Here is a 21,684-nt window from a genome sequence, read left to right as displayed (position 1 = left end):
ATGACCATTAAAATGAGTTCTTCACGGTTTTCGCTGTCTTTTCCCTCGCTTATGGACACGAATGACCGCAAGAAAACTAAAATCACGATGAATTGACGTTAACGGTCACTAATGACCGCATGAAACTAAAATCTAAAGCTGAGAGTTCGTATCTGAGACTCTCGGCCGGGGATATGGCAAAAAAGCAATCCGCTCGGCTGACACAGCCAAGCAGGATTGCTTCAATTCATCTACACTATGAACGATAAAGCCTTGATTCGTCTCTCTGCTCCGGCAGCCATACTTTCATTTGACCTGCAGCCCGATTATCCCACGCATAGTAAGGAATCGCTTTGAACCTTTGATCACCGCTCGGCTCCTCCGCATAAACAGCAATGACACCTTGCAGCAGCTCAGGCTCGTAAACGGTGCGGAACCGGGTAGCGGCCGTTACGTTTAGCACGTCGTATTTTGCATTATCGATCTCTTCCATACAATACACCAGCGGTCCGCGTTGAAGCGCGACTTTCCCCTCATTGGCCAACACCAGCGGATGCGAGTAAACCCGCTCTACCTGCATGGTCAGCTCTAGCGTGATTTCATCGCCCGGCTTCCATGTCCGCTGCAAACGAACATAGCCCTTATCCGTTTGCGCATCGGCGATTTCCTGTTCTCCAACCGCCAAGCGGTAGGATTTACACCATGACGGAATACGCAGTTGAATGCCATATTCTCCTGCTTCCCCTTCTTCTACACGCAGCGTAATGCGTCCATTCCACGGATACTCCGTCACTTGTCGCAGCGTAATATCGCCAGCCTTCAAGCTTAGTCGGCCAGCTCCCTCCACGAATTGATTGACGATGATCTCATTGCCTCTGGTGGCATAGACATAACCGCCGATGGACGGAATGAAACGGGCAATCTGCGTTGGACAGCAAGAGCAGTCATACCACGGCACACGATGATGTGTCCCGTCCGATTCCAGCGGATTGACATAGAAGAACTTGTCTCCGGATAAGGATACGCCGGCAATCGAACCGTTGTACATCGCCCGCTCGACGATGTCCGCGTACTTGGAATCGCCATGCAGCAAATTCATGCGGTGATTCCAGAGCACCATCCCGATCGAAGCGCAGGTTTCGCAATAGGCGCTATCATTAGGTAAATCGTAATCCGCCGTGAAGCCTTCATTATGACGAGAAGGACCAATACCGCCGGTTATGTACATATTTTTATGTACAATGTTCGACCATACCCGGTCAAGTGCATCGATATAGCCTTGATCGCCGCTTATTGCAGCTATGTCGGCCATACCCGCGTACATGTACATCGCCCTTACCGCGTGCCCGGTAGCCTTCGTGATATCACGCACTGGCACGTCGTCTTGGGAATATGCTGCTCCCCAGCCTTCGCGTACCCAACTATATCCAATGCCGTGGCCATGACCGCGTTCCTCGAGCATCCAATAGCTCAGCTTCCAGTAACGCTCTTCGCCCGTTTCCAAAAACAGTTTGACGAGTGCCAGTTCAATTTCCTGATGCCCGGCAACCCAATGCCGCTTACTTGGTCCGAACAATGAGTCAATGAGATCTGCCAGTTTGATAGCAGCATCAAGCAATTTGCGCTTACCTGTCGCCTGCTTATAGGCGATAGCCGCTTCAAACATATGACCGGCGCAATAATCCTCGTGCTTGTTCATATCTTTCCACTTGTTTTGTGGCTCGGCCAACGTAAAGAATGTTTGCAAATATCCGTCCTCTTGCTGCGCAGCTACTATAAGATCAATTATCTGATCGGCCTGTGCTTCCATCAGTGCATCAGGCTCGATCATCAGTGAATAAGCGATACCTTCAAGTACTTTGTACACATCAGAGTCGTTATAGAATATCCCTTCAAAATCGCCTTCCATAAGATTAGCGGATTTCGCGAAATTCGATATCCGGCCAGTCTGTTCACATTGGGCCAGACAAGCTGTTATGGTAGACTGTTGCGTTGCTTTGATGCGGGCAGTCCAAAAACTGTCTTGAATCGCGACTTCCGTAAATGGAACACCATGAAACTTGAAGTTTGGTAATTGCTGCAATGTAGTCATACGATGAACACCTCGTTGTTAGTAGTTGATGAATGCAACCTCATCGAGCCATAAGCTGAAGTATCCGCCGTGAGAGCTATACGCGAAAGACACCCGCTCAAGACGTTCCATTTTCGGAGCTCCGACAGTGCTGGTTTGCCATGCATCTTTAGCTGGGTTAAATTCGCTGCCACCAACAGGCAACTCGAAATAACTCCATCCATACCTAGCCTCAGAGGCAATTTTGCTCCAGTTATAATATGGGTGATTGCTCACGTATTGGATGTAATTGTCGTCGTCTTGTACGAGCTTAATAATGATCTGTCCGTGACCGAAACCATTGCTCATCTCATGCTGGTATTTCATCCAAAATCCTAGCTTATTCGCCTGTGCAAGCTTGGCGCCTTCTTGAATCGGATAATCGATATGAGTCAACGTGTTAATAGATTCAAGCTGAATTGAAGGTGCGTTCTGAACATATAGGCTGTCATCCAATTGCAGAGATGCAAACTTACCATTCGGTTCAACAACCACCTTCGCCGTTTCCGAAGCCAGCGCCAGTAGCACCGAAGCCGGATTCGGTACAACATAGAGATCAAACCAAGCCAAATCCGATAATTCGCCATCGCTGACCGTCAACGAGGCACGAAAGAAACCAGGCAGAGCATACGTGTGGCTAACGTCAGCTTCATCCATAACAGAGCCGTCTCCCATTTCCCATCGAAACGAAAGCTCTCGTCCGTTCGAACTTTCGCTGCCACTCGCCTCGAATTGCACAAGCTGTCCGGCTGCCGGATACGAAGTCACCAATCGTGCATTTGCCTTAGGAGGCAGCATTGTAGATACAGTCGTACTTGGACTATATACGACGCCGGAAACATTTACATCCTGATGTACGTCGCCAAGTCTGTTGTTTTCGATTACATTTCCTGTAATATTGATCCAGTTGGCATGCTTGAGGTAAATGCCGTACGTATCATTGTTCGTAATGACATTTTGCTCGATGATCCAGTGATAGGACTCGTATCCTTCTTTGAACCCGATCGCAAGCCCGGCGCTTTTGTTATGATGAATTTGATTGTTGCGCATAACGAAATGGCTGCTAGATCCATTTACTACGGCAATGCCGGCATTTCCAAAGGGCTCCGGAGCATTGGAAATTCTTGTACCGTTATAAGCAGCTTCATTCCCGATCAGTACTGCATGGCAAGAACCGCCAAGCCAAAATCCATAACTGGAATAATTGCCTTTATTATTCACGAACGTGTTATCCGGATCCCATACCTCCCAAGCATTGTTGTGGGAATAGGAAGCATCGTTTCCTTCAAAATAGTTCCTTCTACTAACCCATCCATTCAAAGAACGAATGAACACGCCATCTCCACCATGGGTGAAATTATTAAACATAAATTTGTTGTCATTAGAGCCGTTCTCAATCAGAACAGAGGATGAGTCGCGAGCATGTACTTCCCCCGGGGAAATTCGAATTCCATAATTCATCACATTATTGGAAATATCATTATTGGACGAACCCCATAATTTAAGGCAAACGTTCGTACAATGCGACATTTCGTTTTCCGTCACGACATTATTATCGCTATACTTCAAATTAAGCCCATTCCATACGTTATTTCCTTTGTTTCCAGTAATTAAGCTATGCGAAACGCCTTCCAAATAAAGCGCTCCGTACGCTTCCCCATCGCCCCAGCCGAAATCAGGATCCGTGTAGTTGCCTGTAAGGTCGTTGCCCATTATTGTCCAGTTCATGCCATTCATTATCTTCATTCCGACTTGAAATCCACTCATCGTCAAGTCTTTAACAGTGACATTATTAAAGCCGCTAGCGAAGAGGCCGATACCGGAATAGCTGAATTTTTTGCCTTCTTTTCCTCTTCCGCGAATAATCGCACCGTTTCCGTTAATGGAAATTCCATTACCTGCCACAATGATGCCGCGCCCATCTGTAAACGTATACTCTCCAGGCTCAAACGTAACATCCTCCGAAATAATCATGCCGGAATACGGCTTTACGATAATACCCATGAAATATACAGCTCCTCGGCAATCAGGTTAATTGAGCAGTGCTCTTGTCGTTTCTCGCTCTATGACTCTTCCCTTAATAAGAAATTCATTCCCCTTGCGGTCTCTATCGCCTTTATTCGAAATTAATCCGCTTAACACTTTAATAGCTGTGGCACCTACGTCATAAAGCGGCAATGAGATCGTAGTTAGACGCGGTCTCATATACTGTGCGATTTGGCGATCGTCATAACCCATAACCGACAATTGATCAGGTACTGAAATACCAAGCTCACGAGCCGCATCCAATACACCGGAAGCCATCATGTCGCTGGACGCAAAAATCGCCGTTGGGCGATCCGTTAGCTGCAGCATCTTTTTGGCTAATTCATACCCTGATTTCTCGTACCAATCCCCATGTGTAATATAGTCATCACAAGGCTCGATCTCATGTACTCTAAGCGCATCTAAATATCCGGACAACCGCACTTGGCTTGCATTCCATTCCATAGGACCGTTAATATAGCCAATCTTACGATGTTTCAATTTGAGTAAAAATTGTGTCGCATCGTATGCCCCTGAGTAATCATCCGTTAGAACGCACGGAACGGGAGAAGCATCATCAACAGATCGGTTAATAAGAACAGTAGGTATTTGCAGATCGGGATAGTCGTCAAAAGAATTAAGCGTTGTATCCGCAAAGATGACGCCATCGAGCTTCAGGCTGGAGAAGAACTGTATGGCAGACTTCTCACTCCCTGGATCATGTTGAATATTCCACAATAGCACGCACAATCCGTTTTTTCTGGCTTCGTCTTCAACACCTTTAGCAATAAATCCGCTAAGCTCATCGGAAATGTCGTCGAGTACAAGTCCGATCATGGAAGTCGATTTTTGACGGAGATTGCGAGCAACAAAATTGGGGCGATATCCCATTTCTTCAGCAATTCTTTGAATCTTTTCTCGGGATGAGAGGCTAATTTTATCACTATTAGCCAACGCGCGAGATACAGTAGCAGCCGACACATTTGCGGCCTTCGCTATGTCATAAATACTTATCATTGCATTCACCTGGCCAATTCGTTGGTTGTAGGAACTGCTCTAAATTAATCGAGAACGATAAGGGGGCGTCCCATTGTCTGTATAGACGTATGAGACGCCACTTTTTAGTAGTTATTTGGCAGCAAATCTGTCGTACGCAGCTTGTTTAACTTGCTGGACTTTTTCGATCCCCATATCGTTTAATGTCTTCACGTAGCTGTCCCACTCGGCATCAATATCTTTCGTGCCGGTAATGAAGCCATCTCTCATAGAATCTTTAAATGTGCCAATATCAGTCGAAGCACTTGCCATTGTGTCATTCTCTTCTGTTGTCATGAAGAGCGTCGGCTCAAACGCCATTGACACGTCCACATCCGCCCATGTTTCACGAGTTTTCAAACCATCAGCATCGAGCAACGCTTTCGCGGAATCTGGGTCAGTTACTGTAATCCACCAAGGATTTACATATTTCGTCATTTCGACGCCTGGGACGTTTGCAGTTGCCTTCATGATTTTGTCTGTGTATACTTTTTTGCCGTCTTTCATTTCAAACGTGTCACCTTCGACGCCCCAATTGAACAATGTTTTCCCTTCATCGGAGAACCCGTAATCGAGATATGCAACGATCGCAGCTGGATCTTTTGCTGTACTGGAGATTGCCAATCCGTATGGTTGAGCGATCCGTTTGGCTGTCGAATTAAGCGAGACGGATTTGCTGTTATATTGCATGTAAGGGATTCCTATAAATTTGAACGAATTCCCCCCGTCTGCAGCCATTTTTGCAGCTGTTCCTTGTGCGTCTGTATTGTCGATAATTCCCGCAGCTTGGCCTTCTGCAATATGTTTGTTGTAAATATCTTGCTCGTTTGTCAGGTAGTCCTTATCGATCAAGCCTTCTGTATACATTTTTTTAAACCATTTCAACGCATCTTTGTAGCGGTCGGAAGTCGGACCATACACCACTTTGTTATTGTCCAAGAACCAGTCATCCGCAACGCCGAATCCGTAGAACAGCTTGTACATTTGCCCAGGATAGCCTGTCAGGCCTACGAAAGGCTTGGAGCCGCTAACCTTCTTCTCTCTCATCACTTTCAATGTGTTGTACAATTCATCGTTCGTTTTCGGGATGCCCGTACCAGCGGTATTTAACCAATCTTCACGCATCGCCAAGCCTTCTCCGAAGCCTAGAAATTTGTCCTGTGTAATCCATGGCATATAGAACATTCTGCCTTGTGGATCGATCAATTGCTTCTTAATAACAGGATCGGATTCAATAATGGCCAATAGATTAGGAGCATGCTCTTTTACCAATGGGTAAATATCGATAATTCTCCCCGCGTCAAAGTATTGCTGCATTCTTTCCGGGCTCCATCTGTACCAGATCGCATCCGTTGTTTCACCGGAAGTCATCATAAGGTTAAAGGATTCTGTTGCATCGCCAGTCGGATGAACGTATTTGACTTTAACTCCTGTGCGCTTCTCCAGTTCCTGATAAGCTTCTACTTCATCGTAGCTTTTGCCGCCCCATGATTCAACCGAGCCAAGCCACGTCCACAGGCTAAATTCAGTCATTTTATTTTCAGCATTTTCTGCTTTCTCCGTTGTATTCGTCTCAGCAGTTGTGGACTTGTCCGCATTGTTGTTTCCGCCGCATGCGGCGAGGATTACGATTAATATCATCGATAATGCCAAACCAATAGCTTTCTGAGTCTTCTTCATAAAAGTAACTTCCCCCTAGTAAGTAATTGCCGAAAGGCCAAAACTGAGGTGGTACTAACTGCTGCTCCGCGGATAGCTACTCCTTTAATGAGCCGAGCATGACCCCCTTCACGAAATACTTTTGAATGAACGGGTAAATAAGCAAGATCGGCACCGTACTCACAATAATCGTCGCGTACTTCAAGTTTTTCGCTACCTGAGCCGCTACATTCGAAGTATCTCCGCCAAAATCGGATACCCGGCCTTGAATCAATATCTCTCTTAAAATAAGTTGCAGTGGAAAGAGCTCCCGATTCTGCAAATAAATCGATGCGGAGAACCATGAATTCCAATGGCCTACTGCATAAAATAAAATCATAACTGCAATGATTGGCATCGAAACCGGTAAAATAACGCGGAACAAAATTTGAAAATCATGCGCGCCGTCAATCCTGGCTGATTCTTCCAAGCTTTCAGGAATGCCCTGGAAATAGGTTCGCATCATAATCATGTTGTAGGCCGACATTGCACCCGGGAGCATTAGCGCCCATATGGTGTTATACATGTGCAGCTTCTGCACGACGATAAAGGTTGGGATTAGACCGCCACTGAAAAACATGGTGACAACAATCAAGAACATCAACACTTTTCGTCCCATCAACCATTTCCGTGATAAGCCGTAAGCTGCGAAAATCGTCATGATCATGTTAATCGAAGTGCCGAGCACAACAAACATAACGGAATTCCTAAACCCTCGTAAGATGTAAGGATTTTCAACGACAGACTTGTATGCCTCCAAAGTGAATCCACGAGGTATGAACATAAGAGAGCCATGTTTAGCAATTTCGCCAATGGAACTCAGCGATACGACAAAAATGAAGTAGAGTGGATAAAAGGCTGTAAGCATTAGCAGCGTTAATACGATATAAAGCATACAATCGAAAATCCGGTCGCCTAGTGATTGTTTATAAACCATTACTGCCGCTCCCTCCTACCACAAGCTGCTCTCGGAAACTCTTCGACTGATTTTATTCGCTATGATAAGCAACATAAAATTAACCACTGTATTGAACAGTCCTACTGCTGAAGCGAAACTAAACGAAGAATCTTGAATCCCTTTACGGTAAACGTAAGTTGAAATAACGTCTGCCGTTTCGTATGTAAGCGGCTGATAGAGAAGCAATATTTTTTCGAATCCAGAGCTGAGCAAGGTGCCAATCGTTAGAATCAAGATGACGACGATCGTCGGTTGAATGGCAGTCAGCGTAATATGCCACATTTTCTTGAATCTGCCGGCTCCGTCGATTTCCGCAGCTTCATACAAGTCGGGATTTACAGCAGACAAGGCCGCAAAGTAGATGATTGAGCTCCAGCCTATCGATTGCCAAATATCACTTGTAACGTAAATCGTTCGGAAGAAATCAGGTAGTTGAAGAAAGGAAATCGTTTCAGCTCCGGCAAGGCCGCGTAGTTGATTGATCAAGCCGTCTGTCGATAAGAAATCTTTAATCATCCCTACAATGACGACCATAGATATAAAGTGCGGGATATACGTGATCGTCTGCACCGCCCGCTTGAAAAGCGCGTTCCGAACTTCATTGAGCAGAAGAGCGAGCAGAATAGGTGCCGGAAACCCGAATACTAGCAGCCAGAAATTTAACAACAACGTATTCTTTATCAACTTCCAAAAGTAATAACTGTTAAAAAAATCGGTAAAATGTTTGAACCCCACCCATTTGCTTTCGAAAAAACCTACGCCCGGAGCATAATTTTGAAACGAGATGACGATCCCCACCATCGGTAGATAATGAAAAAGGACGTAGTAGAGAATCACAGGAAGTAGCATTAAATACACGTATTTACCTCGATTTAACTCCCTTTTCATCTTCTGCAGCTTACTTCGTCTAGCAGGATTTAGTACTGTCTTCGCATCACCAGTAGCTACATGCATCTCTGCACCTCAATCCATTAGTATCATAAACAAAGTTATGCAATCGACTACATTATGATCTTGTTTCGCAATCGATTGCATAACTTCGCAAGTTCACCTGCAAACATTTACACTTCCTATTCTTGAAGTTATTGTAATCGATTGCATGAATTCCTGCAACGGTTTTTTTGCAATCGATTGCAAAGTAAAATTAAAGATGGGATTACACCCCAGCAACAACTCGAACCGGGCTGCCCGTACGAATGGATTGGCGAATGGCTTCCAACGTCGCGATCGTCTTGAAACCGTCCTCCGCGTCCGGCATCGCTCGCTTCCCTTGGTGCAAGCATCTTGCAAAATGCTCGGTATAATTAACAAACTCGCCGGCATGGTGATTGACGCCTTCAAACTGAAAATAGTGATAAATATCCTCGAAGTAGTGCTCCGTCCGTTCTTTCTCGCCTTCATACTTGATCTGCGCTTCCAGCTGTGGGTATTTGCCGATGAAGGTTCCCTTCGTTCCGTACAAAGCGACCTCGATCCAAGGACGTGTCTGATGCAGATGCTCCAAGCCGTAAAGTCCCAGCGCGCGTCCGATCTTGCCGCTTACGAATTTCAAATTAATGACGAACATGTCATGGCCGTCAAACCCGTTTGCAATCGCAATGTCCGATTGACTGCTATAGGCAGAGACCTCTTCCACGTCACCCATGTACCAGCGGATGAGATCTACAGGATGAGAGCAGCAAGCGAAGAGAAGGTCGAAGCCGCCTTCACGCGCCCAAGCCCGTTCGTTGTAAAACCAGCGCATGTCGTGAACATACTGCGTTTCCGCGAAGCTCAGCGTTCCAAGCTTGCCAGCCTCAAATGCCTCGCGCTGATGCTGCATCGGACCGAAGAAACGCGAGCTTTGTCCAACCATAAGCTGGCGCTGCGGATTGGACCGCACATAAGCAAGCACCTCTCTCGCTTCGTCTAGCGAATTGACGAGCGGTTTCGTGCAAAGCACATGTTTGCCCGCTTCGAACGATTGACGAATATGCGTGAAATGCATTTGATCCGGCGTATAAATCGCGACGAAATCAATATCCTCTCGAGCCAGCATAGCCTCGAGCGAGCTGTAAAAGTGAGGAACGGCATATTGACGTGCGATTGATTCTGCAAGCTGTTCGTTCGAATCACATACTGCGACTACCTTCAGTTCCGGATGACCAGCCAATCCCTTTACGAGTCCTTTGCCTTCGCCGAGGCCGACAATGCCGATACCGAACCTGCGGCCGATTGCTGTAAACCTTCCATGTCCTTCCATGCTGCATGCCCTCCTATTGCGATTATTCGTTCATCGGAAGCAGATAATTCAAGATGCTATCGAGCAGGTAGACTGCTGCCGGATTACGCTCAAGACCGTCGGGCTGGCTGCCAAGACCGCCTTCCAGACGTAAGGTAGTCGCAATTCGAACGCCTTTTCCAATACGCTCCTCGATCATATAACGGTCAAGCTCAAATATTCTGGCATCCAAGCGGTCCATTATTGGTTTGTGTTCGCCAAGCTCCAAACGATCGAGCACCAAATCAGTCGCGAGTCCAAACAACAGCATGGAGGTATGGTGCTGATGCGGAAAATCGTTCATAATGGCATGCTGATGAAACAGCTGCAGCGATTCCCGCCAGAACGGCGCGCGCTTAACGGCAAGCGGTCCGTATCCTCGCTCGATATACAGCGCCTTGCCTCCTGCCGCGACGAAGCGCTCCATTTTCTCCGTCCATCTTGTCGTAAGCAGCACTTGGACATGATCGTTATTGATCTCGCCGCTTTCGGACCATGCACGAATGCCCGGATGCTGACTTGCCCAGCTGTGGAACATTCCGTTAGCGTCATCGACTGCAATTGCGGCAAACTCGTTCTCAGATCGCGCTGACTTCGGCAGTACCCAGATCGGCCACGAGTTGGTTGCGACCATTCGTCCTTCCGACTCCAACTCTACTTGCAGCAGAACTTGAAGAGGGGTTCGCGTTTCGGGAAAGGTCCATTCTGCCACAGCCACTTCCTTGAAGTCCCCTACTTGAAGTGCTTCGACCTCGCGAGCGCCTTCGTTTGCAGCTTGTCCGTCAATCGTCCATTTCCAGCGCAGCGTTGCTGCACGAATCGAATCCGCACCATAATGCGATACCGCTAAATGAGGTCTGACCGCCTCGCCGGGGGCGTAATTGTTCGGGTCCCACGTCGTCAAACGATCGCCGCCGTTGATCCAATTTCTCCGGGCATCCCAGGTGACCGTGATCATAGTGGCGCCATTAATTTGCCGGAAACGCTCCGGAGGCTGCTTCCACTCGCCAAAATCATCGAACACGGCGCTTGATGCGAGGCCGGAATCCTGAATCGACGTCAGCGTGTAACCATTGATGTGCGGAAACGCACGAACTTGCTCGAGCACGGATTTGCGGTATACATATGCGCTCTCGCGTGCATTTGCAGTCAGCTCTTCTTCCGTAAACGGAAGTGGAAGCAGCGCTAATTTCTCATCCTGGCGGTGATATTGCCAGCGTGCGTCTCGAGCTACAGGGTTGACGGTAGGATCCGATTTCAGCCACCATGGCCTTTCCCCTTTTTGTTCGATCACTTGCGTAAGCGGCCTGAATTCATCGTAATCGCAAAATTCCCCGAATACCCACGGCTTCTTCTCCCGCCAAGGCGATGCGAACCGGCTTAGCAAATCCGGGTAGAAGTGAACGTCCGTATAGAAGTGATAGTCGTAGAAATCGGCATATTCCTTCAGCAACCCTCCGTAGCATTCGCCTGAACCGCTGTTGTCGCGTATGATTGCCCCGCCCGTCAGCCGCTTCGCCTGCTCGTACAAGTCTTTCAGAAATTCAGCGTCCGCCTCATGGTTCAGCTCACAGCCAAGTGTCCAAACACCGATCGAGGTGTAGCTGCGAATTTCCTTAATGATCGCCTCATACTGCGAGAACGCACGCGCCTTGAACTCTTCGTTCACCTCAGGCAGCCACATCGGCAGCTCCTGCCAGATGACGAAACCCAGCTCATCGGCAAGCTCGAAATAATCGCGGACCGGCACGTACAAGCAATGCTTCACCATGTTAAAGCCGCCATCCTTAAGGCGAAGCAATTCCGTGCGGATCGCTTCGCGATCCGGTATCGGTGCGACCAGATCGCCATACCAGCCCCAATGCAAAATCCCTCTCAGATGAATGCGCTGACCGTTTAACAGCAGCTGTTCGCCTGCAATGGACCAGTGCTTCATGCCGAAGCGATGCTCATAATGATCTACCGCTTGCCCGTTCCGCTCGAGCGTTAATGCAAGCTTGTACAGGTCGGGGCTTTCCGGCGACCAGAGCTTGATATTCGCTCCGGCCGGAATCTCCACGGCGCCGATGTTACCCGCAGCGACGGATACCGGCAGCGTGACCTCGGTGGAGATCGATCCGTCCGGCGCATGAAGAACGGCATGAATCGTCCATGCACCCTCGGAGGAATCGCCTTCCAAGCGATAGCTGACGGTAACTGCTTCCGTACCCGGCAGCGTTTGAACGAACACGTCCGCAAGCTCGCCTTCCGGTACCACACCGAGTTGAACCGGCTTCCATATCCCGCCGAAGATGACGCCTACATCCGGCAGAAACCCGGCCAAACATTGCCGCAGCGGATATTTGTCGCCTTGCTTGTAAACGCGGAGTACCAGCTCATTCGTTCCGCCAACGTTTATTGCTTTACCCGGTTCAATGCGAAAACCGCTCCATCCGCCTTCATGTTCGCCGATCCGCTGCCCATTCAGCCATAGCTCGCAGAAATAATTCACACCTTCAAAGTCAAAAGCCGTTCGTTGTCCCTGCCAGCCGGCGGGCGCCTCAAACGACAACTTATACCACACGGCTCCGTCCGACAGCTTGTTATCCGTCAGCACATCCCAACAGCCGGGCACTTGCGCTTCCTGCCATTCGCCTGCTCCAAGCGCCTCAGCAGCACTATCATAGCGATGGTCAAAATCAAATAACAGCTTCCAGTTTTCCGTCAGTTTTACCGATTGCTGCAGCATGAATACCTCACCCTTTCGACCTCGATGATCCTACGTAAAGCCGATAATCAGATCCACCCTCGTTGTTCCCTCGTCCCCCTCCGTACACCTGAGTACCCCCATGTTGGTAGCGGTTACAGACTAGCATGGGATATTTTTGTCTGTCAAGCAGGCATTTCCAATCTGTTTGCGCGCAAAAAAGCCGCAAAGCGTCCAAATTCCTGACGCTCCGCGGCTTCTCTAGTGATGACTATACCGAAAATAAATCCAAATTAAAGGTCGGATGACCCTCTAATATTTTAACCAGACCGCCAAACTCAAGCTCTTCAAACTTACGTGTTGCAGCTTCCACTTGGATCTGCCAAGTACATGCTGACAGGTCGCAGCGAACCGGCGCGTTCAAGCGAATTGTCGCCAAGTCTCGTGACAGGTGAAGCATGTCGAGATCGGCTTCGATTTTGCTGCGCACGCCTTTTGGCAGCTTATCAAGGTTGAGCAGAACGCCTTCAATCGATTGATATTCGAGAATCAGCTTGAGTGCTGTTTTCTCGCCGATGCCTTTAACGCCGGGGTAATTGTCGCTTGTGTCGCCCATGAAACCCTTCAGGTCAATAACTTGGCTTGGCGAAAGCTGCTTCTCTTCCAGAAGCAAAGCCAAATCGTAGACTGCATAGTTCAGTTTGCCCTTTTTCATGATGACTACTTTCACCGTTTCACTAACCAACTGCAGCATATCGTGGTCACCGGTCAGGACATAAACTTCCGCCTCTCCGCTCAGCTGTGTCGCTAACGTACCGATGCAATCATCCGCTTCAAAGCCGACGACGCCGACGTTCTGAATGCCCATTTGCTCTACGACTTCTTTTACCAATTCAAATTGAGGAATAAGCTCGAGCGGCGCCTCGCCCCGATTTCCCTTGTAGTCAGCAAACTGTTCGGTACGGAACGTCTTGCTGCCCATATCCCAGCAACAAATAACATGCGTCGGTTTAAACGTATTGATCGCATCAAAGAAATATTGAATAAAGCCATATACCGCATTTGTCGGCAGGCCTGCACTTGTTTTACGAATATAGCCCGTGTAAGACGTGGCATAGAAAGCTCTAAACAAGATCGCCATTCCGTCAACGAGCAGCACTCTCCGGTTGTTCGTTTCTTGCATCCCCATATCTCTCCCCAATTTCATCTACTCGCCTCTGATGAATCTCCCGATTCGCTCAGCGGCCTCAACTAGTCGCTCTTCCTTCTCTACTAAAGCAATGCGGACATATCCTTCCCCTTGTTCGCCGAACGCATCACCGGGAATTACAGCAACTCCGGTGCGTTCGAGCATTTCCCGGGAAATGCGACGCGATGTCCAAGGCTCTGACAATTGCCACTGCATAGGAGGCAGCTTCGCCCATATAAACATCGTCGCTTTCGGCGATGCAATCTCCCAACCTTGCTCTCGAAGTGCCTCAATGAACCGGTCACGCCTCGTCTCATAGAGAGCTCCTATAGATGGTTGATCCCCCAGCATATCCTGCTGCAAAGCAACAATGCCCGCTTCTTGAACAGGCAGAAAAACGCCGTAATCGATATTCGCTTTCAGCTCGCGCAGCGCAGCTATCGCCTTCCGATTCCCTGCCAGAAAGCCGATTCTGCAGCCTGCCATATTGAAACTCTTCGATAGCGAATGAAACTCTACCGCTACTTCACTTGCCTCTGACACTTGCAAAATACTAGGAGGTCTATACCCGTCAAAAGCCATCTCCGAATAAGCCAAATCATGCACGATCAATACGCCGTGGCGCTTGGCGTAGGAAACAGCTCGCTCGAAGAATGGAATATCCGCAACCGCCGATACCGGATTGCTTGGATAATTGAGCAGCATAAACTTGGCTCTCTGCCATACTTCATCGGGGATCAAGTCGAAATCAGGCAGAAACTGATTTTCTGCGAGCAAGGGCATGCGGTAAGGTTCCACGCCCGCCACCGCGAGACCCGCCATATAGACCGGATAACCAGGATCGGGAACCAGCGCAATATCGCCCGGATTGCAAAGCGATAAAGCCAAATGTCCCAGTCCATCCTGCGACCCCATTAACGAGAGCAGCTCATGCTCCGGATCAACCTCGATGCCGAAACGATATGCGAGCCAATCGGCGGCCTGACGCAGAAATCTCACGCTCCCTTTGGAGCCCGGATAGCCATAAACATCTTCGCGCAGTACGGCTTCGCTTAATGCCTGCCGGATTGGCAGCGAAGGCGGCAAATCCGGGCTGCCGATGCTAAGGTCAATGACATTCATCCCAAGGCGCAAGGCCTCTCGTTTCCACTCTGCTACCTCGGCGAATATAGACGAGCCAAGCTCTGACAATCGATCCGCACGCCATTCTTTCGTAGTTGTCACCTGACGAGTACCTCCTTAGCTCTCTGCGCTAGTTGCCCCAAACCCGATCGTATTCCTCATCCTTGAAGCCTACTGTTACCGTGCTGCCATTCGTAACTACCGGCCGCTTTATCAATCTGCCGTTCGAGGCGAGAAGCTCGATTTTCTCCTGCTCCGTCATCCCCGGCAGCTTATCTTTCAACCCCAGCTCCTTGTACACCTCACCCGAAGTATTAAAGAACTTCTTCACTTCCAAACCGCTATTGGCAATAAGCGTTTGGAGCGTCTCTACGGAAGGCGCGGTCTCAAACACGTTATGTGATTCCAACTCATAGCCCATTGCTTTGAGCGTCTTGATTGCACTGCGGCAGGTCCCGCATTTCGGATAATCGTAGATTGTCAGTTTCTTCATGGCTTACCTCTATCTCCAGTCCATTTCATAATATCGTAATTACAGCTTCCGCAGCTCGGCCTCCAGCTGCCGCAAATCCTCCGGCAATGCCGCCTCGAAGGTCATTCGCTCCTTCGTAATCGGATGCGTAAACGACAATATCGCAGCATGCAGCGCTTGCCGCTGCAATAAGGCTTCCAGCGAAGCCGACACCTCAGGAGCCTCAGCATCCTTGCCTTCACCTGCATAGCCATACAGCTTGTCCCCAAGCAGCGGACAGCCGAGATGTTTCATATGCACCCGAATTTGATGCGTCCGGCCTGTTTCCAGCTTAATATTCAGCTTCGTTGCCGCACCGTTGCCGTAGACCGACTCCACCTCGTAATGCGTGATCGAGTCATAGCCATCAGGCGTTACGACGCGCAAATGAGGATTGATCGTATCCCGGTCAATCGGTTCATTTACCGTTCCGGCTGCCTCTGCCGGACTGCCGTACACATAAGTGCGATACCGTTTATCCACTTCGCCGGCCTGAAGCTGATCCGAGAGCTGTTGATGAATATAAGGGGTCTTCGCAATGGCAACAAGACCTGATGTCTCCTCATCCAACCGATGAATCGGGCGAAACCGCACCCGCTCCCCGAGCTGCTTCCAATGATAGACAACCCCGTTGGCAAGCGTCCCGGTATAATGCCCCTGAGTGGGATGAACCACAATGCCGGGCGGCTTATTCACGATCAGCAAGTCCCGATCCTCATAGACAATATCGAGCTCCATCGGCTGCGGCAAAATATCATTCGACTCTTCCTGCTCCATGCGAAGCTCTAACAAGTCACCGCTGGCAACACGGTCATTCGTATAGACGCGTCCTCCGTTAATCATGATTCCATGATCGGTCTGTTTCAGGCGTGACAGCAGTTTACGAGAAACACCAAGACGCCGCTCCAGCACTTTGCGGACGATCTTTCCATTGTCCTCTTCTTCGATAACTAAGGTTAGTGGTTCATAATAGACGGAATTAGTCATTGCTCTTTGTGCGAAACACGTCCGCGCTCCTAATATATTCGGTATCCGGTATGCCGAGTTTCACATTCGCGAATCGTGCGGCCGCGAAGAAATAGTCGGACAATCGGTTCATATACGTATTTACCGGCGGGTGCACCGGCACTTCTGCAGCCAGGGTCACGATGCGCCGTTCCGCTCTTCGGCATACCGTTCTGCACACATGAAGCAGGGCAGACACCTCACTGCCTCCGGGCAAAATAAATCGCTTAATCTCCGGCGACGCCGCCGTATGCGAATCGATCCAGCTTTCCAAACGAGTTGCTGACGCATCGGTCAGCTTCAAATCGCGTCCGCTCGGGTCGGCGAAAGCCAGGTCCGAGCCGCAATCAAACAGCTCCTGCTGGATTTCCGTCAGCTCCGCTGCGAGCTCGCTCAAGCCATCACGAACGGCAATCGCAGCCGCCTGGCCGACAAAGCTGTTCAGTTCGTCAACCGTGCCATAAGCTTCAACCCGGCTGTCATCCTTGCGAACACGGCCGCCTTTGACCGATGTATCTCCGCTATCTCCGGTACGTGTATATAGTTTCAAGGGGCTCACCACCATCCTTTTTTTTCATCCATCCAAATAGATGCGAAGTGCATTCAAGCTCGGTCGCTGCGCGTGCGGATCATTGTTACGATCGCCGTTGTCCTCCGGATTTCTTTGATTGTATAAATGATTTATAGGTAGAAATCCGGGAGACAAAAGCGAACGCTGACGCTTCTTCACAACGATTCCGCCCACTCCGCTACTGTGCTCGGCACAAGACTCTTCCGTTCAGCACATTTAGCTCCACTATAGCACATATGCCCGCACAGCAGACATCATTCCGCTGAACTGGCGGGGATTCCCTGTCTGCCGCCATGCTCCTTCTTCCCATAGATAGAAAGAAGAACGAGGCTGAACAGCAAAGCGCAGAATGACAGACCTGCTATGATCAAATAATAGGTATGACCGGTTACCGACTCATACAGCCATCCGCCTGCGTAGGAGGCGACGATGCCGGATACGCCGAAGAACAGGAGCGCCAGCACGGTTTGGCCGGTAGCACGCCACTCCTCGGGAACGATGCGATAGAGATATTGAATGGCCGCTGTATAGAAAATCGGGAACGTGAAGATCTGCAGCACTTGCAAGTAAGCCAGCAAGTGCGGATCGGTAATCCAAGCCGAGAGGAAGAAACGCACGAAGTAGAATAGGCTGGCGAAAGCGATCAGCGCCAGCTCCCTGCCCTTGCGCATCCACCAGAAGCTTAGCGCAAACACAAGAATTTCGGTCCCTGCCGCGAGGAACCATGCTTGTCCGATCAGCTCCGGGCCGCCGCCCAGCTCACGCAGGTAGACACCTAGGTAAGTATCATTGATCCGCGATGGGACAGCCGCAATGAAGATCAGGATGAGGAACATCAGCGTTTCACGATGCGTTAGAAATTGACCGAGCTTCTTGAGCTTAACCGGTTTGCTGGCAGCAGGCGCATCCGCTAGCGTGAAGCATACGATGAAGCTGATTACCCCGATGACAGCGAAGAGCGGAGCCATGCCGTCAACACCGAAATACTTCATTACATACCCAACAGCCAGCGACATCACCGCATACCCCAATGCGCCGAACGTCCGGATCGAACCATAGCTGACGCCTCTGGCTTCGGCCGTCTGGAAATTCAAGCTTTCCGTTAGCGGATCCATCGACAAAAGGAAGAAATAGAGCAGCATCGTAAAGACAACAAGCAGAATAAAGCTGCCCGAGGCATAGAGCATATACCCAACTATAGTGGAACAGAAAATCAGCACCAGCAATACTTTTCGAATGGTTTTGCTCCGATCGCTAACCATCCCCCAGAGCGGAGAAGCGAAGAGCGAAACAAAGCCGCCGGTGCCAATAATAAATCCAATCTTCGTTGCAGTAAGCCCCTGAGCATCCAGATAGACAGGCAGAAACGAAATAAACATCGCCAGCAATGCAAAATACAAAAAATTGAATATTCGTAAGTTAGCAGGTGATTTCATGGTATTTCTAAACTCCTCTTCAAGTTGCAAAAAAGAAAAGAAGTCCTGTTAAGGACCCCTTCTCAGGTGAAGAATCATCGGCACGAATCTTTACGACTGCTGCGCCCAGCTTCTTCTAAATTGCATATATTCATTTATCTTCTTATCCAGACGGCGGCTTAAGTCGATCACTTTCTCAGAGCCGAATGTCGCTTCTTCGACATAAGACTGTTCCATCTTCATGCGCAGCGCATATATTTCGTCTTCCAATCGGCGTATAGATGATGAGGACAAAAGCTTAAGACCCGTTTTCGCACAAGTCATGGCCATCCCTCCTGTCATCACTCAACAAAACCTAACGACGCTTGTGCAATGCGTTTATAAAGTTTTATTAAATTATAACAAAGTCTGACAAAAATGAGTATACCTATTTTAATTTCCCTTAAGTTTCCTAACGTAATTGCCAATCCGCTCAATCGCTTCCGTAATTTGATTCACGGAAGTCGCATAGGAGCAGCGCAGATGACCTTCTCCGCCAAGTCCAAATACATCACCGGGCACTGCAGCAACTTTCTGATCGTTCAGCAATCCCGTGGCAAATTCCTCTGAGGTTAAGCCAAGTCCGGCAATGGATGGGAATGCATAGAAAGCGCCTTGCGGCTCATGGCATTGCAATCCGATATCACGGAATCCTTGCACGACGAGCCGGCGACGTTGGTTGTAAGATTCCACCATACGGTTCTTTTCATCCATGCCGTTACGCAGCGCTTCAAGAGCAGCCACCTGAGACATGTTCGATGCGCACATGACCGTATATTGATGAATCTTCAGCATAGCCGAGATGAGCTCGCTGTGCCCGCAAGCATAACCGATCCGCCAGCCCGTCATCGCAAACGACTTCGAGAAGCCGCTCACCAGAATGGTGCGATCCTTCATGCCCGGCATCGAAGGGAAGCTGACATGCTTCGAGCCATACGTAAGCTCTGCATAAATCTCATCGGAAATGACGATAAGATCGTTCTCCTCCACGACTTTAGCAATCGGCAGCCAATCCTCATACGTCATTATGCCGCCTGTCGGATTGCTTGGATAACAGAGAATGAGCACTTTCGAACGAGGTGTTATCGCTGCTTTGAGCGATTCAGCCGTCAGCTTGAATTGATCCTTCGCGAAGGTTTCTACCCCGACGGGCACCCCGCCGCTCAGCGCGGTAATCGGAGAGTAGGAAATGTAACAAGGCTCAGGAACCAAGATTTCGTCGCCCGGCGAGATCAAGGCACGCAGTGCCAAGTCGATCGCTTCGCTGCCGCCGACGGTTACGAGAATCTCGTTCGCGGGATTATAAGCCACATCGAATTCACGGTCCATGTAGATCCCGATCTCTTCACGAAGCTCCGGTGTTCCCGCATTCGAGGTGTACTGTGTCTTGCCCATTTCAAGCGCATAGACGCATGCTTCGCGCACATGCCATGGCGTTACAAAATCAGGCTCGCCGACACCAAGTGTAATAATATCTTTACGACCGCTTGCTAAGTCAAAAAATCGACGAATACCGGAAGGTTTGATTCCTCTGACTTGCGGAGACAAGTAATCTGCCATCGACGTGCGGCGCGTCAGCGTGCCGCTTTGCTTCTCTTCATCTTTTATCATAAGCAATCATCCTTTACGGCGAGACGAGAAGACGGTGGTCGTCTTCATGCTCTTCGAATATAATGCCGTCTTGCTTATATTTTTTAAGTATAAAAAAGGTCTTGGTGGAAAGTACGGCATCGATCGGAGACAGCTTATTGGATACGAAGGAAGCAACGTCTTTAAGCGTTTTCCCTTGCACCTCAACGAGCAAATCATAGGCACCCGACATGAGATAAACCGATTTCACTTCCGGATATAAATAAATGCGTTCCGCAATGCCTTCAAAGCCGCGGCCGCGCTCTGGCGTAATTTGGACTTCTATAAGTGCGGTTACTTTCTCATCTTCAACCTTGCTCCAGTTGACAACGGTCGCATATTTGACGATGACGTGATCCTGCTCCATCTCCGCAATCGCTTGCTTCACCTCCGCCGCTGGCGCGTCCAGCATTGTCGCGATCAGTTCCGCGCTGCGTCTTGCATCTTCTTTCAGCAGTTCAAGTATTTGCATTTTCCGTTCATTCATCGTCAAACCCTCCTGATTCTTCAAATCGTCCCGCAAAGCTTACAAGCTCGCGATGTGAAATAGCTATAAAGACTATATTACAACGAATCCAAGCATCCTGCAAAGTAGAAAAGCGCGGCAGCCCGCCTGCTTTGGACAACGTTTCTTGCCGTCAACCGGAAAATAATGCAAGAGCTGTCGCATTTCGCGGCAGCTCTTGTGTTTGACAGCTATAGGGCGGCATGGAGGTTACATGTAATAAGGATTGGCATTTCCCGGCCCTGGATTGGGATTGGAAGGTTGAGGCGGATGATACTGTCCGTAAACAGGCGCGCTGCGATAACCGCCATACCCAAGATTCAATTGCTGCAGGAACTGCTGCGTCTTCTGTGAGGTTTGTTGATTTTGCTTCAGCTGCTTGTCAATCTCTTGGCGCAACGCCGCTGATGATGCGCTGTACATATTGTTTTGCTCCATTATTTTATAGAGATGTCCCTGCATCTGCAGCGTACTGTTCATTAAATTGGTAAACAACTGCCGAATATCTTGACAGTTTGATTCAGTGGCTGCTGTTGCATACTCGCGAACAACACGCTTTAGGTCTGCTAAGACCGTGTAGGCCAGGTCTTCGTCTGACAATATCGGCTGGGCTTGTCCTTGTTGTTGAAACATGCTGTTCCTCCTTTAATTTTGCGGCTGAGTCGGCGCCAGCTGCTGGTGCTGGCTGAGCGCTTGAAGCAGCATTTGCGTATGCTGCTGGTGGGTTTGAATCATTTGCATTCCCGCTTGCTTTAACGCTGGTGTCGTCGCTGAAGCGGCCATGACCGCATTTTGTTTGATGAGCAAATCTTCGTTTGACAACGAATCCACCACATACTCCATTTCTTTGGCAGTTATCGGTTGAAGCATTGTGTCCCTCCTATATTTCCATTGCATTCATTACTTGAATACCATTCCCGCAATCGGTATTTCCTATGTAGCCGGCC

The 21,684-nt window shown here is 49.1% G+C and carries 18 protein-coding genes and 1 pseudogene; all 19 read right to left on the bottom strand.

Annotation, left to right across the window (positions count from 1 at the left end; genetic code table 11):
- Positions 1-235: 235 nt before the first annotated feature.
- The 19 genes and pseudogenes from BM412_RS01725 to BM412_RS01635 all read right to left on the bottom strand — a co-directional run bounded on the left by BM412_RS01725 (position 236) and on the right by BM412_RS01635 (position 21,607).
- Positions 236-2,071: a glycoside hydrolase family 127 protein gene (locus tag BM412_RS01725; RefSeq protein ID WP_091213084.1), complete on the bottom strand. Its 1,836-nt coding sequence runs from the start codon at positions 2,069-2,071 to the stop codon at positions 236-238.
- A gap of 18 nt (positions 2,072-2,089) precedes the next feature.
- Positions 2,090-4,093 carry a right-handed parallel beta-helix repeat-containing protein gene (locus BM412_RS01720; RefSeq protein WP_091213081.1) on the bottom strand — a complete coding sequence of 668 codons (2,004 nt, stop codon included), beginning with the start codon at positions 4,091-4,093 and terminating at the stop codon, positions 2,090-2,092.
- A gap of 27 nt (positions 4,094-4,120) precedes the next feature.
- Positions 4,121-5,131: a LacI family DNA-binding transcriptional regulator gene (locus BM412_RS01715; protein ID WP_091213079.1), complete on the bottom strand. Its 1,011-nt coding sequence runs from the start codon at positions 5,129-5,131 to the stop codon at positions 4,121-4,123.
- Between the two features lie 111 nt (positions 5,132-5,242).
- Positions 5,243-6,829 carry a type 2 periplasmic-binding domain-containing protein gene (locus BM412_RS01710; protein ID WP_091213076.1) on the bottom strand — a complete coding sequence of 529 codons (1,587 nt, stop codon included), beginning with the start codon at positions 6,827-6,829 and terminating at the stop codon, positions 5,243-5,245.
- Between the two features lie 76 nt (positions 6,830-6,905).
- On the bottom strand, positions 6,906-7,784 hold the full coding sequence (locus BM412_RS01705; protein ID WP_091213074.1) for a carbohydrate ABC transporter permease: 879 nt from the start codon (positions 7,782-7,784) through the stop codon (positions 6,906-6,908).
- A gap of 15 nt (positions 7,785-7,799) precedes the next feature.
- Positions 7,800-8,471, bottom strand: coding sequence for an ABC transporter permease (locus BM412_RS01700; protein WP_371264694.1), 672 nt, complete (start codon positions 8,469-8,471; stop codon positions 7,800-7,802).
- 490 nt (positions 8,472-8,961) lie between these two features.
- A complete protein-coding gene (locus BM412_RS01695) occupies positions 8,962-10,047 on the bottom strand; it encodes a Gfo/Idh/MocA family protein (protein ID WP_091213072.1) in 1,086 nt (361 codons plus the stop codon).
- Between the two features lie 1,960 nt (positions 10,048-12,007).
- Positions 12,008-12,793 (bottom strand): annotated as a pseudogene (locus BM412_RS32815) (sugar-binding domain-containing protein); the annotation flags it as partial.
- 229 nt (positions 12,794-13,022) lie between these two features.
- Positions 13,023-13,958, bottom strand: a complete 936-nt coding sequence (locus tag BM412_RS01685; protein ID WP_256256077.1) for a 5'-3' exonuclease — start codon at positions 13,956-13,958, stop codon at positions 13,023-13,025.
- Positions 13,959-15,164 carry an aminotransferase class I/II-fold pyridoxal phosphate-dependent enzyme gene (locus BM412_RS01680; RefSeq protein ID WP_256256076.1) on the bottom strand — a complete coding sequence of 402 codons (1,206 nt, stop codon included), beginning with the start codon at positions 15,162-15,164 and terminating at the stop codon, positions 13,959-13,961.
- A gap of 28 nt (positions 15,165-15,192) precedes the next feature.
- Complete coding sequence (locus BM412_RS01675) at positions 15,193-15,555, bottom strand: arsenate reductase family protein (protein WP_091213065.1); 363 nt, start codon at positions 15,553-15,555, stop codon at positions 15,193-15,195.
- 39 nt (positions 15,556-15,594) lie between these two features.
- The gene (locus tag BM412_RS01670) at positions 15,595-16,560 is read right to left on the bottom strand and encodes an RluA family pseudouridine synthase (RefSeq protein ID WP_091213062.1); all 966 of its coding nucleotides are present in this window, start codon (positions 16,558-16,560) and stop codon (positions 15,595-15,597) included.
- Positions 16,553-17,128, bottom strand: coding sequence for a cob(I)yrinic acid a,c-diamide adenosyltransferase (locus tag BM412_RS01665; RefSeq protein ID WP_091213060.1), 576 nt, complete (start codon positions 17,126-17,128; stop codon positions 16,553-16,555). The genes BM412_RS01670 and BM412_RS01665 overlap by 8 nt, the downstream gene beginning before the upstream one ends.
- Before the next feature lie 275 nt (positions 17,129-17,403).
- Positions 17,404-18,585 carry an MFS transporter gene (locus tag BM412_RS01660; protein WP_091213057.1) on the bottom strand — a complete coding sequence of 394 codons (1,182 nt, stop codon included), beginning with the start codon at positions 18,583-18,585 and terminating at the stop codon, positions 17,404-17,406.
- 90 nt (positions 18,586-18,675) lie between these two features.
- On the bottom strand, positions 18,676-18,888 hold the full coding sequence (locus BM412_RS01655; RefSeq protein WP_240547782.1) for an aspartyl-phosphate phosphatase Spo0E family protein: 213 nt from the start codon (positions 18,886-18,888) through the stop codon (positions 18,676-18,678).
- Positions 18,889-18,996: 108 nt separating this feature from the next.
- Positions 18,997-20,214 carry an aminotransferase class I/II-fold pyridoxal phosphate-dependent enzyme gene (locus BM412_RS01650; protein WP_091213055.1) on the bottom strand — a complete coding sequence of 406 codons (1,218 nt, stop codon included), beginning with the start codon at positions 20,212-20,214 and terminating at the stop codon, positions 18,997-18,999.
- A gap of 13 nt (positions 20,215-20,227) precedes the next feature.
- Positions 20,228-20,719 carry an Lrp/AsnC family transcriptional regulator gene (locus BM412_RS01645; protein WP_090977785.1) on the bottom strand — a complete coding sequence of 164 codons (492 nt, stop codon included), beginning with the start codon at positions 20,717-20,719 and terminating at the stop codon, positions 20,228-20,230.
- Positions 20,720-20,947: 228 nt separating this feature from the next.
- Positions 20,948-21,370 carry a spore coat protein gene (locus tag BM412_RS01640; protein ID WP_091213052.1) on the bottom strand — a complete coding sequence of 141 codons (423 nt, stop codon included), beginning with the start codon at positions 21,368-21,370 and terminating at the stop codon, positions 20,948-20,950.
- Positions 21,371-21,382: 12 nt separating this feature from the next.
- Entirely contained in the window at positions 21,383-21,607 is a 225-nt protein-coding gene (locus tag BM412_RS01635) for a hypothetical protein (protein WP_091213050.1), read from the bottom strand.
- Positions 21,608-21,684 lie beyond the last annotated feature (77 nt).

It is taken from the genome of Paenibacillus sp. BC26 (genome assembly GCF_900116125.1).
GTDB classification, from domain to species: domain Bacteria; phylum Bacillota; class Bacilli; order Paenibacillales; family Paenibacillaceae; genus Paenibacillus_Z; species Paenibacillus_Z lignilyticus.
Note: the sequence above shows the minus strand (reverse complement) of the source record. Positions and strands in the feature narration are given on the sequence as shown.